General features: G+C 63.3%; 12 protein-coding genes. 7 read left to right on the top strand and 5 right to left on the bottom strand.

Annotated features, from left to right (window positions below):
* Window positions 1-7: 7 nt before the first annotated feature.
* Complete coding sequence (locus HAP47_RS40065) at window positions 8-1,699, bottom strand: alpha-amylase family protein (protein WP_173640039.1); 1,692 nt, start codon at window positions 1,697-1,699, stop codon at window positions 8-10.
* A gap of 130 nt (window positions 1,700-1,829) precedes the next feature.
* Here HAP47_RS40065 and HAP47_RS40060 point away from each other — a divergent pair, with 130 nt between their 5' ends.
* Complete coding sequence (locus HAP47_RS40060) at window positions 1,830-2,312, top strand: MmcB family DNA repair protein (protein ID WP_173640040.1); 483 nt, start codon at window positions 1,830-1,832, stop codon at window positions 2,310-2,312.
* Between the two features lie 162 nt (window positions 2,313-2,474).
* Here HAP47_RS40060 and HAP47_RS40055 read toward each other — a convergent pair whose 3' ends face one another.
* Window positions 2,475-3,029: an ActR/PrrA/RegA family redox response regulator transcription factor gene (locus tag HAP47_RS40055; protein ID WP_016845514.1), complete on the bottom strand. Its 555-nt coding sequence runs from the start codon at window positions 3,027-3,029 to the stop codon at window positions 2,475-2,477.
* A 134-nt stretch (window positions 3,030-3,163) separates the two neighbouring features.
* On the bottom strand, window positions 3,164-4,483 hold the full coding sequence (locus HAP47_RS40050; protein WP_173640041.1) for an ActS/PrrB/RegB family redox-sensitive histidine kinase: 1,320 nt from the start codon (window positions 4,481-4,483) through the stop codon (window positions 3,164-3,166).
* Between the two features lie 105 nt (window positions 4,484-4,588).
* Here HAP47_RS40050 and HAP47_RS40045 point away from each other — a divergent pair, with 105 nt between their 5' ends.
* The 4 genes from HAP47_RS40045 to HAP47_RS40030 all read left to right on the top strand — a co-directional run bounded on the left by HAP47_RS40045 (window position 4,589) and on the right by HAP47_RS40030 (window position 8,729).
* Entirely contained in the window at window positions 4,589-5,413 is an 825-nt protein-coding gene (locus HAP47_RS40045) for an ABC transporter ATP-binding protein (protein WP_210285286.1), read from the top strand.
* Window positions 5,410-6,234: an ABC transporter permease gene (locus HAP47_RS40040; protein ID WP_173640043.1), complete on the top strand. Its 825-nt coding sequence runs from the start codon at window positions 5,410-5,412 to the stop codon at window positions 6,232-6,234. Before HAP47_RS40045 ends, HAP47_RS40040 begins: the two co-directional genes overlap by 4 nt.
* A gap of 128 nt (window positions 6,235-6,362) precedes the next feature.
* Window positions 6,363-7,691, top strand: coding sequence for a polyhydroxyalkanoate depolymerase (locus HAP47_RS40035; protein ID WP_173640044.1), 1,329 nt, complete (start codon window positions 6,363-6,365; stop codon window positions 7,689-7,691).
* Window positions 7,692-7,889: 198 nt separating this feature from the next.
* Window positions 7,890-8,729: a M48 family metallopeptidase gene (locus HAP47_RS40030; RefSeq protein ID WP_092120354.1), complete on the top strand. Its 840-nt coding sequence runs from the start codon at window positions 7,890-7,892 to the stop codon at window positions 8,727-8,729.
* A gap of 191 nt (window positions 8,730-8,920) precedes the next feature.
* Here HAP47_RS40030 and HAP47_RS40025 read toward each other — a convergent pair whose 3' ends face one another.
* Window positions 8,921-11,176: a transglycosylase domain-containing protein gene (locus HAP47_RS40025; RefSeq protein WP_173640045.1), complete on the bottom strand. Its 2,256-nt coding sequence runs from the start codon at window positions 11,174-11,176 to the stop codon at window positions 8,921-8,923.
* 139 nt (window positions 11,177-11,315) lie between these two features.
* Here HAP47_RS40025 and HAP47_RS40020 point away from each other — a divergent pair, with 139 nt between their 5' ends.
* Window positions 11,316-11,741 (top strand): DUF1330 domain-containing protein, encoded by a 426-nt coding sequence (locus tag HAP47_RS40020; protein WP_173640046.1) that lies wholly within the window; start codon window positions 11,316-11,318, stop codon window positions 11,739-11,741.
* A 168-nt stretch (window positions 11,742-11,909) separates the two neighbouring features.
* Window positions 11,910-12,858 (top strand): IS630 family transposase gene (locus HAP47_RS40015; protein ID WP_173637148.1). Its coding sequence is split into 2 segments (ribosomal slippage): window positions 11,910-12,245 and window positions 12,247-12,858, totalling 948 coding nucleotides; the frame shifts between segments, so codons are not numbered across the junction.
* A 238-nt stretch (window positions 12,859-13,096) separates the two neighbouring features.
* On the opposite strand, the gene HAP47_RS40010 is transcribed toward HAP47_RS40015, so the two are convergent.
* Window positions 13,097-14,323 (bottom strand): ABC transporter substrate-binding protein, encoded by a 1,227-nt coding sequence (locus HAP47_RS40010; RefSeq protein WP_173640047.1) that lies wholly within the window; start codon window positions 14,321-14,323, stop codon window positions 13,097-13,099.
* Window positions 14,324-14,527 lie beyond the last annotated feature (204 nt).

The raw sequence follows: 14,527 nt of genomic DNA, 5'->3' as shown, positions 1-14,527 counted from the left end.
ATCATGCCTAACGCGACGTGCGGGGCTCCTTGGTGTCGATATCGCTGCGCTTGAGCAGGTAATCGAGCCCACCGACCCTGTACCAGCGATAGCCGTAGGCTTCGATCAGAAGCTTGTGACGGCCGGCATCGTCGGCGCGGCTGTGATCCTCGGACAGAAGGTTGACGAGGAGATTGCCGGCGTCATCGGGCAGTCCAACGTCGAACGAAATCTCGAGGGGCCTTTCCGCGAAATTGTGTACGAACAGCACCGAGTTGTTGCGCCAGTCGTAACGAATGATCAGGACGGCAGGATTTCGGGTTACGATAATCTTGAAGTCTCCCCAGCCGACCTCGGGGACTTCCTTGCGCATGCGGATGATGCGCTCGGTCCAGTTCAACATCGAATTGGGGTCGCGCCGCTGCCTGGCGGCGTTGACGTGTTCATAGCCGTAGGGTCCCTTGTCGATCACCGGCACGCATGGCCGATCGCTTTCGGTAAAGCCGCCGTGCGGCTCGGTCGACCATTGCATCGGCGTGCGCGCGCAAGCGCGTTCGGGCAGGTCGAGATCATCGCCCATGCCGAGTTCATCGCCGTAGCGGATCACGGGCGTGCCGGGAAGCGTGCACATCAGACTGTAAGCGAGCTCCAGGCGTCGACGATCGCCGCCCAGCATGGGCGCAAGGCGCCGGCGGATGCCGCGGTCGTAGAGCTGCATGCTCTTGTCGGGTCCGAATGCCTTGAACACCGTCTCGCGCTGCGCCTTGGTGAGGCGACCGAGGTCGAGTTCATCGTGATTGCGGAGGAACAGGCCCCATTGGGCGGTCGCGGGCCGCGGCTTGGTCGCCGTCAATGCTTTCGCCAATGGCTTCGAATCGGCTGACGCCAGCGCATAGAACAGATGCTGATTGACGTGGAAGTTGAACATCATGTGCATACGGTCGCCGTCGTGCCCGAAATACTCCATGTCCGTCTCGGGCAAGACATTGGCTTCGGCAAGGATGATCGCGTTGCCCTGGCGCCATTGCAGGAATTCGCGGAACGATCGCAGCATGTCGTATTGCTCGACCGGCTTGCGCACAGAGGCGCCCTTGGTTGCGATCACGAAGGGCACGGCGTCCATGCGGAAGCCGGAGACGCCGAGTTGAATCCAGAATCCCATGATCTTGAGGATCTCGGCCTGGACATGCGGGTTCGACGTGTTGAGGTCCGGCTGGAAATCGTAGAAGCGATGAAAATACCAGGCGCCTGCCTGCTTATCGCGCGTCCAGGTCGATTTCTGGACGCCGGGAAACACCATGCCCGTGTTGGCATTGGCGGGCTTCTTGTCCGACCAGACATACCAGTCGCGGTAAGGCGAGTCCTTTGCGTTGCGCGCTGATCGAAACCAGGCGTGCTGGTCCGAGGTGTGGTTGACGACGAGATCGATGATCACGCGGATGCCGCGTTGCCGGCAGCCATGGGTAAACTCGACGAAATCGCCCAGCGTGCCGTAGCGCGGATCGACCCCGTAATAGTCCGAAATGTCGTAACCATCGTCCTTGCAAGGCGAAGGCTGAAACGGCATCAGCCAGATCGCAGTGATGCCGAGCCCGTGGAGATAATCCAGACGTCGCAGCAGGCCTCCGAAGTCGCCGATGCCGTCGCCGTTGGCGTCCATGTAGGTGCCGACGGACAGGCAGTAGATCACGCCGTTCTTGTACCAGAGGTCGTCGATCACCAGGCAGCCCTCATCGGTCCGCCCATGGTGGCGGCTGCGGGATAAGCGGCGAGGCGGCGGCGGGTTCCTGCCCGGAGCGCCGTTCCACTTTTCCGGATCATGCTCTCGTGGAATCGGCTATTCTGCAGCGATGGAATCGCCCGCCCGCCAGATGGCGCTTGTGCCCGCACCCGACCGACGCCAGTCGGAGACCGCGCTGGCGATCGCGCGGGGCACGGCGCGGCTTCTGAGGTCGCTGGGATTTTGCTGCATCAGCGAATTGCCGCTGCCGTCCGGCCGCCGCGCCGATCTGGTCGCGCTGAATGAACGCGGCGAGATCTGGATCGTCGAGATCAAGTCATCTCTCGAGGATCTGCGCGCCGACCAGAAATGGCAGGACTACCGGATGCATTGCGACCGGCTGTTCTTCGCCTTCACGCAGGATCTGCCGTGCGAGATTTTTCCCACCGACACCGGCCTCATCATCGCCGACGCCTACGGCGCGCATCTGCATTGCGAGGCGCCGGAGCACCGCCTGCCGGCAGCAACCCGCAAGGCGATCACGGTGCGCTTTGCGATGGCCGCGGCGCAGCGGATCAACCGGCTGTTCGATCCGCAAGGGCACGAGTTGTAGCAGCGCGATTCCGCAGGATGGGCAGAGCGCAGCGAAACCCATCATTGGCGCCGCAGGCATAAATCGATGGGTTTCGCTTCGCTCTACCCATCCTGCGAATCTACAAAAGCAAATGGCCGGGACAAAGCCCGGCCATCGCGAAAAACAATATGAAGCGATCGCTTAGCGCGGCGCGCGCTTGGCGAGGATACGCTGCAGCGTGCGACGGTGCATGTTGAGACGGCGCGCGGTCTCCGAGACGTTGCGGTTGCACATCTCGTAGATGCGCTGGATGTGTTCCCAGCGCACGCGATCCGCCGACATCGGATTGGCCGGCAGTTCGGACTTCTCGGTGCCGGTCGCGAGCAGCGCGGCGACGACGTCATCGGCGTCGGCGGGCTTCGAGAGATAGTCGACAGCGCCCATCTTCACCGCGGTCACCGCGGTCGCGATGTTGCCGTAACCGGTCAGCACGATCGCGCGCGCCTCGGGGCGCTTGCGCTTCAAGGCCGAGACGACGTCAAGGCCGTTGCCGTCGCCGAGACGGAGGTCGACGACCGCGAAAGCGGGCGCGGCGCGGCCGATCTCAGCGAGACCATCGGACACCGTGTCGCATGACTTCACCGCGAAACCGCGCGTCTCCATCGCGCGCGACAGGCGTTCCAGGAACGGCTTGTCGTCCTCGACGATGAGGAGCGAGCGGTCGGCATGGTCATTCAGTTCAGTGATGGCGTTCACGGTCCATTTTTCCCTGGGGCAGACACCGATTATATGGGGTCCTACTGCGGCGCTGCCAAGGCAGCCGAAAGTCGCGTGCAGCTCTGGAAAGAGCGATGCATCCGGTATGCCAGAGTTGCGATTGAGAATCGTTCTTAGGCTTCGGTTTCGTCGGCCGGCGCGGCTTCCTCGAAGCGCTCGCGGGGCCAGACGATCTGCACCACGGCGCCGTGATCGGGGAAGGTGCGATTGGTAAACGACACCTTGGCGCCGGTGCGTTCCAACAGCGTCCTTGCAATGAAAACGCCCAGACCCAGGCCGCCACGGGCATTTTGGGCCTCGTCTGCGCCCCGGCGGCGCGACAAATACGGCTCGCCGATCCGTTTCAGCATGTCGGGCGCGATGCCCGGGCCGTCGTCGGAGACCACGATCTCGATGGTTTCGGCGTTCCACCAGGCATTCACCTCGACGGTCTGGTGCGCAAAATCGACCGCATTTTCCAGAATGTTTCCGACGCCATAAAGGATCGCGGGATTGCGCGCGGCGACCGGTTCGCGCGTTGCTGCGACAGCAAGCCGCACCTTGATGTTGATGCCGAAATCGCGATGCGGCGCCACCGCCTCCTCGATCAGGGTCGACAGCTTCATGGTGTCGAACGGTGCGCCGCTCGATGACAATTGCGCAATCTTGCTCAGGATGTCGCGGCAGCGCTGCGCCTGTTCGCGCAGGGTCTTGACGTCGTCGGCGATCGCCGGGTCGTGCACCGTCTTCTCGAGCTCGCGCGAGATCAGGAAGATCGTCGACAGCGGCGTGCCGAGCTCATGCGCGGCGGCGGCGGCGAGACCGTCGAGCTGGGTCAGATGCTGCTCCCGCGTCAGGATCAGCTCGGTCGCGGCAAGCGCATCGGAGAGCTGGCGCGCCTCCTCCGTCACCTGGAATGCGTAAAGGCTGGTGACGCCGATCGCGAGCAGGATCGAGAGCCAGACGCCGATCAGATAGATCGGCGGCAGCACCAGCGGATCGTCGCCGTCCCACGGCAGCGGCAGGTGATAGAAGAACAGCGCCGAGGCGCAGGCGACCGCAAGGCAACCGAGCGCGATCGTCAGGCGGATCGGCAGCACCGTGGCCGAGATCAGCACCGGCGCCAGGAACAGGAACGAGAACGGGTTCTGCAAGCCCCCGGTGAAGTACAGCAGGCCGCCGAGCTCGACGATGTTGAAGGCGAGCAGGGCCGCGGCATAGACCGGCTCCAGCCGCTGCATCGGGTTGAACGCGATCTGCAGCGCCAGATTAAGCAGCGCCGAGAACGTCACGATGATGACGCAGGGGACGATCGGAACGTCGAATTCCAGCCCCTGGGCCACGATGAAGATCGCGACGAGCTGGCCGAGCGCGGCGAGCCAGCGCAGCCGCAGGATCGTATCCAGGCGGACATAACGGCGGGGTTGGCGGAAATCGGAAGCGAAGTCGATCATCTCTGGACTTTAGCTGTGCCGTGGGCGGCGCACAAATTCGCGACTTAGCGCAAGCGCGCGAGGCAAGCCTTGCGCTTATTGTCGCAATGCCCCAATGACGGCCATATGCAACAGCGCGGGACAGGTCAGGCGCAAGCGCCTGCGGCCAATCAAGCGCCCGTGGACGATCGGGACGGATCGGCCGCGATCGACGTTGCGCATCTGGTCAAGGTCTACAAGACCACCCGTGCGGTCGACGATATCTCCTTCCGCATCGCGCGCGGCAGCATCACCGGCCTGCTCGGCGGCAACGGCGCCGGCAAGACCACGACGATCGCGATGATCATGGGGCTGGTGCTGCCGACCTCGGGCAGCGTCACGGTGCTCGGGGCGAAAATTCCCGAACAGCGCTACGACGTGCTCGGCCGGATGAATTTCGAGAGCCCCTATGTCGACATGCCGATGCGGCTCACGGTGCGGCAGAACCTGACCATTTTCGGGCGCCTCTATGCCGTGAAGCATCTGCGCGAGCGGATCGAGCAGCTCGCCGCCGATCTCGATCTGAAGGAATTCCTCGACCGCTCCAACGGCAAGCTCTCCGCCGGGCAGAAGACCCGCGTCGCGCTGGCGAAGGCGCTGATCAACGAGCCGGACCTGCTGCTGCTGGACGAGCCGACCGCATCGCTCGACCCGGATACCGCCGACTGGGTGCGGCAGCATCTCGAGACCTACCGCAAGACCCATAACGCGACCATCCTGCTGGCCTCGCACAACATGCTGGAGGTGGAGCGCCTCTGTGACCGCGTCATCATCATGAAGCGCGGCAAGATCGAGGATGACGACAGTCCCGAGGGGATCATGGCGCGCTACAACCGCGACACGCTGGAAGAGGTGTTTCTCGACGTGGCGCGCGGCCGCCTCCGGGAGGGCGCGCCAGAGGGCACATCATGAGCGAGATCGTCAGCCATCAACCGCGCGGCATTTCACTGCAACGCATCAACGCGATGGTGCTGCGCTATTGGTATCTGCTGATGTCGTCATGGCCGCGGCTGCTGGAACTGGTCTACTGGCCGGCCTTGCAGATCATCACCTGGGGTTTCCTGCAGAACTACATCTCGCAGGCATCCGGCTTCTTCGCCAAGGCGGGCGGCACGCTGATCGGTGCCGTGATCCTGTGGGACATCCTGTTTCGCGGCCAGCTCGGCTTCTCCATCTCGTTCCTCGAAGAGATGTGGGCGCGCAATCTCGGCAACCTGATGATGAGCCCGCTGAAGCCGATCGAATTCCTGCTCTCGCTGATGATCATGAGCCTGATCCGGCTCGCCATCGGCGTGGTCCCGATGACGCTGCTGGCGCTGTTCTTTTTCGGCTTCAATTTCTACGCCATCGGGCTGCCGCTGATCGCGTTCTTCTGCAATCTGATCTTCACGAGCTGGTCGGTCGGCGTGTTCGCCTCGGGCCTCGTGCTGCGCAACGGGCTCGGCGCCGAGAGCATCGTCTGGACGCTGATGTTCGCGGTGATGCCGCTCGCCTGCATCTACTATCCGGTCGAGGTGCTGCCGGTCTGGCTGCAGTATGTCGCCTGGACGTTGCCGCCGACCTATGTATTCGAAGGGATGCGGTCGCTCCTGATCGATCACGTCTTCCGTGCCGACCTGATGGCCTGGGCGCTGGTCATCAACGCCATTCTGTTCGTTGCCTCTTTTGCGGTCTTCCTTGCCCTTTTGCAGAGCGCCAAGCGCAACGGATCGCTGCTTGGCGGTGGTGAATAAATGTCACTTTCCCGTGGATTCTCGGTGTTTTAGCCCGATATCGACCCCAGATTCGGCTCGCGGCGCATTGACGCATTGTTACGCATTGGTCAGTATGCTGCGGCGCAAAACAGGGGTCTGAAAATACTATGCCCATCGGTGAATTTGGCGGTGCCCCGCCACTAGCGGCGGAAGGCAGCCCGGCACTCACGACGCCGCTGTACTGGATGTATGAGATGGCGCATGCGTCGCTCAATCCGGTGCGCGCCGTGACCGACGCCACCAAGATCCTGTTTCAGAATCCGCTCAATCCGTGGACGCACACCGAGTTCGGCAAATCGATCGCCGCCGGCTGCGAACTGTTCGAGCGCACCACGCGCCGCTACGGCAAGCCGGATTGGAACCTGCCGACGACCGAGGTCAATGGCATCCGCACGGCGGTCGAGGTTCGCACCGTTTGGGAAAAGCCGTTCTGCCGCCTGCTGCATTTCGATCGCAAGCTGACGCGTCCGCTGCGCTCGCCGCAGCCGCGCGTGCTGATCGTAGCGCCGATGTCGGGCCATTATGCGACACTGCTGCGCGGCACGGTCGAGGCGTTCCTGCCGACGCATGAGGTCTACATCACCGACTGGGCCGATGCGCGCATGGTGCCGCTCGCGGAGGGCCGGTTCGATCTCGACGACTATGTCGACTACGTGATCGAGATGCTGCACGCGCTCGGCGGCAACATGCACGTCGTCGCGGTGTGCCAGCCCTCGGTTCCGGTCGTTGCGGCCGTCTCCGTCATGGAAGCCAACCACGACCCGTTCGTGCCGCTGTCGATGACGCTGATGGGCGGCCCGATCGACACGCGGCGCAACCCGACCGCGGTCAACAACCTCGCGGGAGAGCGCGGCATCGAATGGTTCCGCAACAATGTCATCACCAAGGTGCCGTTCCCGCATCCGGGCGTAATGCGCGACGTCTATCCGGGTTTCCTGCAGCTCAACGGCTTCATCAGCATGAACCTGGATCGGCACATGGACGCGCACAAGGCGTTGTTCGCCAATCTGGTGAAGGGTGACGGCGATCTCGTCGACAAGCACCGTGAATTCTATGACGAATATCTCGCGGTGATGGACCTCACCGCCGAGTATTATCTGCAGACAGTCGACCTCGTCTTCGTCAAGCACGCGCTGCCGAAGGGCGAGATGACCCATCGCGGCAAGCCGGTCGATCCGTCGAAGATCCGCCGCGTCGCGCTGATGACGGTGGAAGGCGAGAAGGACGACATCTCTGGCCTCGGCCAGACCGAGGCAACGCACGCGCTCTGCACCGCGATTCCGAACCATCGGCGCGTGCACTACGTGCAGAAGGGCGTCGGGCACTACGGCGTGTTCAACGGCTCGCGGTTCCGCTCCGAAATCGTGCCGCGGATCTCCGATTTCATGGTTTCGGCGGCCAATACGCGGCTTTCCCTGGTCGGCGCGGCCGAATAGGTATCGCCCCGGCCGCGATTATCGCGGTCGCGCAAGTCGCTGATTTAACTAAAAGAATCTCAAATCAACCAAGACCTAAGTGATGAATTTGTTTTCATCTCTTGGGCCTTTTTCGTGACTCCGATTCATCAGAAAAAATCCGGTTCCGCCCCCTGCCGGTAGAGGTCAATTAACGGCCAACCCCTGTATATTGGGCAAATGATTTGTTTTTGCGCCGAGCGCTTTCCCTGGCGGCGGATATGGCAAAGTTCGGGCGAACTCCTGCTCCCCGGACTCTCAGAAATGGCTACTCGCGCGCTCCTCTATCGGCGGCCTGCCGAACCCGCGACCGTATTGGTCAGACACGGCTCCCAGTTCTTCACCGTCAGGCTGCGCCGGCATAGGCGCGCGCGCCGCTATACGCTCAGGATTCATCCAACCGATCGCGAAGCGATCCTGACCATGCCGCCGCGCGGCACGATCGTGGAGGCGAAGGAGTTCGCCAATATCCATGGCGGCTGGATCGCCGCCCGTCTTGGCCGCTTGCCGAAGGCGGCGCCGTTCCAGCCCGGCACCGTGGTGCCGTTGCGCGGTGTGCCGCATCGTCTGGTGCATCGCTCGGGAGAGCGCGGCACGGTCTGGACCGAGACGCGCGACAGCGGCGAGAAGATCATTTGCGTGGCCGGCGGCGTCGAGCACATGGATCGCCGGGTGCATGACTTCCTCAAGCGCGAGGCGCGTAAGGATCTGCAGAAGGCGGCGCAGCTGCACGCCGCGGAACTCGGCGTACGCGTGCGCCGGATCTCGATCCGCGACCAGTCGAGCCGTTGGGGCTCGTGCACCTCGGCGGGTTCGCTGTCGTTCTCGTGGCGCCTGATCCTGGCGCCACCCTTTGTGCTCGACTACCTCGCCGCGCATGAGGTCGCGCATCTCGTCGAGATGAATCACTCGGCGCGGTTCTGGCGGGTGGTCGACAAGGTCTGCGCGTCGGTCACGCGCGCCAAGAACTGGCTCGACACCTACGGCAACGACCTGCACCGCTACGGGATTCAGGAGTAGGGCGAACTCTTCGCCCTGGCTATTGCTGTCGTCGCGCGCGAAAGCGGGCGATCCAGTATTCCAGAGGCGTTCGTATTCAACCGATAGGCCGCGGCGTACTGGATCCCCCGCATTCGCGGGGGATGACGGTTTGAGTGTGAATGAAGGCGCGGTGCATAGCCCGGATGACGCACAGCGCAATCCGGGACGGCTCACCGAAACAACCGATCCGCCAGCCATCCGTCGAGCCCCGCCGCAGCCTCCGGCCGCGCGTTCGGGTTCGGTGGCGCCGAGGCGCGGGCCGGCGTCGGAGGTGGCTGGCGATAATAGCCTCCAACGGACGGGACCGGCGCGGGCGGTGGCGCCTGCATCGGCGGTTGAATCTGCATCGGCGCCGCCGGTGCTGAAGGTGCTGATATCTGCGACGAGATCTGCATCAGGTTCGCCGGGGCCCAACTGCCCTGCGAGTTCGGGATCGCCGCGACCGGCACGCCCTGATGCGCGGCCTTCATGAAGCGGGTCCACACTTCCACCGGCAGCCCGCCGCCGGTCGCCTTCTTGGTCGGCGAATTGTCGTCATTGCCGAGCCAGACGCCGGTGACGAGCTTGGCGGTGTAGCCGATGAACCAGGCGTCGCGATAATCCTGGCTGGTGCCGGTCTTGCCGGCGGCGGTCCAGCCGGGGATCTCCGCCTTGCGCGCGGTGCCCGAGATCAGCGTCTCGCGCATCATGCTGTTCATCATCGCATCATAGCGCGGCTCGATCACCTGGTTGGGCGGCTCCGTCGGGCGGTCATAGAGCAGCTTGCCGGAGCTGGTGCGGATCTTGGTCACCACATGCGGCGACACGGCGTAGCCGCCATTGGCGAACGGCGCATAGGCGCCGACCAGCTCGATCACGGATACTTCCGAGGTGCCGAGCGCGATCGAGACATTGGGTTCGAGCTTGGAGGAGATGCCGAGCCGGTGCGCGGTGCGCACCACATTCTTGGCGCCGACCTCGACGCCGAGCCGCACCGCCACCGTGTTCAGCGACATCGCCAGCGCCTGGGTCAATGTCACCGAGCCGAAATATTCGTGGGTGTAGTTCTCCGGCTTCCAGCCCTTGATGTCGAGCGGCGCGTCGGTGCGGATGGTGTCCGGCGTCAGCCCGGATTCGACCGCGGTGAGATAGACGAACGGCTTGAACGACGAGCCCGGCTGCCGCTTCGCGGTGACCGCGCGATTGTACTGGCTCTCCGCATAGTTCCGGCCGCCGACCATGGCGCGCACCGCGCCGTCGGGCGTCATCGCCACCAGCGCGCCCTGGCTGACATTGAACTTCACGCTCTTGGCGGCGAGCTCGTCGATCACGGCGGCTTCGGCGACGTTCTGCAGCTTCGGATCGATCGTGGTCTGCACCACGATGTCCTGGTCGATCTGGCCGACTAGATCGTCGAGCACTTCGCCGATCCAGTCGGCGACATAGTTCACGGTGCCGGCGCCGACCGGCTTCACCGCAATCGAGGGCTGCCCGATCGAGGCCTTTGCCTGCGCGTCGGTGATGAACTTGGCGTCGGCCATCGCCGCGAGCACCACCTCCGCGCGTTGCTCGGCGCCCTCGGGGTTGCGGTTTGGCGCAAGCCGCGACGGCGACTTGACGAGGCCCGCGAGCATCGCAGCTTCCGGCAAGGTCACGTTCTTCGCCGACTTGCCGAAATAGCGCTGGGCCGCGGCCTCGACGCCGTAGGCGCCGGAACCGAAATAGACGCGGTTGAGATAGAGCTCGAGGATCTCGTCCTTGGAATGCTTGCGTTCCAGCCACAGCGCCAGCTCGGCCTCCTGCAGCTTGCGCTGCATGGTGCGTTCCTGGGTCAGGAACAGATTCTTGGCGAGCTGCTGCGTCAAGGTCGAGCCGCCCTGCGACACACCCCGATGCAGCACGTTGGTGACGGCTGCGCGTAGAATGCCGACCGGGTCGACGCCGAAATGCGAATAGAAGCGGCGGTCTTCAATGGCGATGAACGCCTTCGGCAGATAGGGCGGCAGGTCCTTCAACGCGATGTTGGCGCCGGCCATTTCGCCGCGCTGCGCCAGCACGCTGCCGTCGATCCCGACGATCTGGATCGTCGGCGGACGCTTGGGAATTTCCAGGGACTGGATTGGCGGCAGATGCGCGCCGACCCACACCACGACACCGATCACAGCAATGCCCGCCCACAGGCCGAGCACCGCGGTCCAATAGAACAGGCGGCCGATGCCGAAGCCGCGCGACTTGCTGCGCCGCTTGCTGCCGCTGCGCGACGGGCGCGGTTTCTCGCTGCCGGAATCGTTGCTCTTGCCGCTGCTTTTGGGTTTGAATTTGGCGGGCTTGTCGTCGCCGCCGCCGGGCACGCGATCGGAGGGCGACAATCGGAGGTCGGCAAGCGCGGCCGGAAGCCCGAACAGCGGCTCCTTGCGCGCACCGCCTTTTTTACGTCCCCACGCCATCCGCAACGCTCACACCCTGACAGGGGCGCACGCTAGCGTTCCCGGTTTAAGGGGCGGTTACGCAAAGCTTAACAGGGGATTAGGAGGTGAGGCGGCGCGTGCTACATAGAGATGGAACAAAGGAAAAAAGGAGCACCGCATGGGCCATATCGATCCGACCAAGGACGTCTTCGCGCAATTCCGGGACAACAACCGGCCGGGCCCGATCCACATGCTCAATCTGGTGCGGTTGCGCGAATGGGCCGCCTATCCCGACGGCCGCAAGGCGACCGGCGCGGAGGCCTATGCCGCCTATGGCCGCGAGAGCGGCCCGGTGTTCGAACGCCTCGGCGGGCGCATCGTCTGGCAGGGTCGCTTCGAGCTGATGCTGATCGGTCCGCAGGAGGAGCGCTGGGATCACTGTTTCATCGCGGAGTATCCGAGCGTTGCCGCCTTCGTCGAAATGATCCGCGATCCGGTCTATCGCGAGGCGGTGAAGCACCGACAGGCCGGCGTCGAGGATTCGCGGCTGATCCGACACGCGGTGCTGCCGGTCGGGAAGAATTTCGGCGAGATTCCGAGCTAAGCGCACGAAGCGAGATATCTATCCCGTCATCCTGAGGTGCGAGCGCAGCGCGTCTCGAAGGATGCACGGCCCCGCTAGAGCATTTCATTGCTTAACTGAATCGGAGGGGATTCCGGTTTTTGGCGGTTTGTGATTCAAGATGCTGACTGGATTGGAGGCCAGCATCGCATGACCCGACCTCTTTCCCTGGATCTTCGCGAGCGTGTGGTGGCGTCGGTTTTGGCGGGCGAGAGCTGCCGATCTGTGGCGGAACGGTTTGGTGTTGCGGTCTCGTCGGTTGTGAAGTGGTCACAGCGGCAGCGGGCGACCGGCTCGGTTGCGCCCGGCAAGATGGGCGGTCACCGCAAGCCCTTGCTTGATCCGCATCGTGCCTTCATTGTCGAGCGGATCATTCAGACGCCGCACCTGACGCTGCATGGTCTGAAGGCGGAACTGGCAGCTCGTGGGGTCAAGGTCTCACACAACGCGGTCTGGCTGTTCCTGCGCCGGGAAGGGCTGCGGTTCAAAAAAAACACTGTTCGCCCTCGAACAAGCGCGCGCCGACGTCTCTCGTAGGCGCCAGCGTTGGCGATCCTGGCAGGCCGGACTTGATCCGGGCCGGCTCGTCTTCATCGATGAGACTTGGATCAAGACCAACATGGCCCCTTTGCGGGGCTGGGGCCCCAAGGGCGCACGCCTGCGCGGCTTCGCCCCGCACGGTCACTGGCGTACCCTCACATTCCTCGGCGCGCTCCGCCATGACCAACTCACGGCACCCTGCGTCTTCGACGGCCCGATCAACGGCGAATGCTTCTGCGCTTATGTGAAGCACCTTCTCCTGCCAACCCTGCGCGAAGGCGACATCGTCATTCTCGACAACCTCGGAAGCCACAAGTCGAAAGCTGTCAGGCAAATGATCCAGGCTGCTGGCGCCAGGCTCTGGTACCTGCCGCCATACTCGCCCGACCTCAACCCGATCGAACAGGCCTTCTCCAAGATCAAACACTGGATGCGGCAGGCTCAGAGGCGCACCGTCGAAGACACTTGGCGCCACATCGGTCACCTCGTTCAGGACATCCAGCCTCGCGAATGCGCAAACTACTTCGCAAACGCCGGTTATGCTTCAGTCAAAATGTGAAACGCTCTAGTGGCCGTCGCCCCTTCGAGACGGCCGCGTTGCGGCCTCCTCAGGGTGACGGGTATGGAATACACGGCTCCATCCACGTCATTGCGAGCGCAGCGAAGCAATCCATTTCCCCACTAATGCAGAGATGGATTGCTTCGTCGCCGTCGCTCCTCGCAATGACGGACATAATCGCCAAAACAAAATCGGCGGCCTGGAGGCCGCCGATTGCATCTCAACTCTGCGCGAACGACTAGCCCGCCGGGCCGGCGTCCTCGATGATCGGGCCGAACAGCTCCCAGCGCTTGCCGTTGAACTTCATCATCTGCAGCTGCTTGTTGACGCGATAGTCGTTCGGCGTGGTGTTGCCCTTGATGCCGGGCAGCGCCATGTCGAGTTCGACATTCTTCAGGTTGGTGGCCTGCTTCAGCACGTTCTCGCGCGTCAGCTCGTCGCCGCACTGCTTCAGCACATGCACCATCAGCTGGGCGGTAGAGTAGCCGTAGGTGTTGAAGTTCGAGTTCTTGTCGCCGTCGGGATAGTACTTGGCCATGAAGTCGAAATAGCGCTTCATGCCCGGATCGTCCTTCCACTGCGGATCGGCGGGATCCTTGCCGTAGTTGGTCGAGATCAGGCCCTTGGAGGCCTCCAGGCCCGCCGGCTGCAACACGGCGCCGACCGAGGTCGCGTTGATGTCGACGATGTGGACCGGATGCCAGCCGAGCTCGGCGATCTTCTTGATCGCCTGCGCTGCCTGCTTCGGCGTCGAGGCCGAGAAGAACAGGTCGGCGCCGGCGTCCTTGATCTTGATCACCTGGGAATCGATCGTCGGGTCGGAGACCTCATAGGAGGCTTCGGCCACGATCATCTTGGCGGCCTTGTCGCCGAGGCCGGCCTTGATGCCGTTCAGATAATCCTTGCCGAGGTCGTCGTTCTGATAGAGCACGCCGATCTTGGCGTTCGGATACTCCTTCAGGATGTACTGGCCGTAGATGCGGCCTTCGACGAAGTAGTTCGGATTGAAGCCGAGCGTCCACGGGAAGTTCTTCGGATCGGTGAACTTCGAGGCGCCGGTGGCCGCGAACAGCTGCGGCACCTTCTTGGCGTTGAGATATTTCTGCACCGCGGCGTTCGACGGCGTGCCGACGATCTGGAAGGTCAAGAGCACCTCGTCGCTCTCGACGAGCTTGCGCACCTGCTCGACGGCCTTGGGCGGCGAATAGGCGTCGTCATACTGGATCAGGTTGATCTTGCGGCCGTTGATGCCGCCCTGATCGTTGATCATCTTGAAATAGGCCGCTTGGGTCTTGCCGATCGAGGCATAGGCGGAAGCCGGTCCGGAGAAGGGGACGGTCTGGCCGATCTTGATCTCGGTGTCGCTCGCGCCGGGATCGTACTTCTTTTGCGCGGAGGCCGACGTTGCAGACAGCGCGATCGCGAGCGCCGTTCCCGTGACCAGGTGGAAAATCCCATTCCTCATAATGCTGTTTTCCTCACGTGACTGATGGTTGGCCGATGATCTTGTCCGCCGGTTCAAGGTCCCGCGGTCGCCATCGCTTGGCCGGGATACTGGAGGAACCGTTGCTGCGACGCAAGACGACGGATGCCGAAAAGGCGAGCAATTTCAGTCAACGAAAGTAGGGGGCGGCGCAAAAAGAACCGGCGCAGCGGGGATGCGCTGCGC

Source organism: Bradyrhizobium sp. 41S5 (genome assembly GCF_011516665.3).
Classification (GTDB): domain Bacteria; phylum Pseudomonadota; class Alphaproteobacteria; order Rhizobiales; family Xanthobacteraceae; genus Bradyrhizobium; species Bradyrhizobium quebecense.
Note: the sequence above shows the minus strand (reverse complement) of the source record. Positions and strands in the feature narration are given on the sequence as shown.

Bases quoted from the DNA above. Each gene is read 5' to 3' on its own strand.
- HAP47_RS40060 (WP_173640040.1), top strand. From the start codon at position 1,830: ATGGAATCGCCCGCCCGCCAGATGGCGCTTGTGCCCGCACCCGACCGA.
- HAP47_RS40050 (WP_173640041.1), bottom strand. From the start codon at position 4,483: ATGATCGACTTCGCTTCCGATTTCCGCCAACCCCGCCGTTATGTCCGC.
- HAP47_RS40045 (WP_210285286.1), top strand. From the start codon at position 4,589: ATGCAACAGCGCGGGACAGGTCAGGCGCAAGCGCCTGCGGCCAATCAA.
- HAP47_RS40040 (WP_173640043.1), top strand. From the start codon at position 5,410: ATGAGCGAGATCGTCAGCCATCAACCGCGCGGCATTTCACTGCAACGC.
- HAP47_RS40035 (WP_173640044.1), top strand. From the start codon at position 6,363: ATGCCCATCGGTGAATTTGGCGGTGCCCCGCCACTAGCGGCGGAAGGC.
- HAP47_RS40030 (WP_092120354.1), top strand. From the start codon at position 7,890: ATGATTTGTTTTTGCGCCGAGCGCTTTCCCTGGCGGCGGATATGGCAA.
- HAP47_RS40025 (WP_173640045.1), bottom strand. From the start codon at position 11,176: ATGGCGTGGGGACGTAAAAAAGGCGGTGCGCGCAAGGAGCCGCTGTTC.
- HAP47_RS40020 (WP_173640046.1), top strand. From the start codon at position 11,316: ATGGGCCATATCGATCCGACCAAGGACGTCTTCGCGCAATTCCGGGAC.
- HAP47_RS40010 (WP_173640047.1), bottom strand. From the start codon at position 14,323: ATGAGGAATGGGATTTTCCACCTGGTCACGGGAACGGCGCTCGCGATC.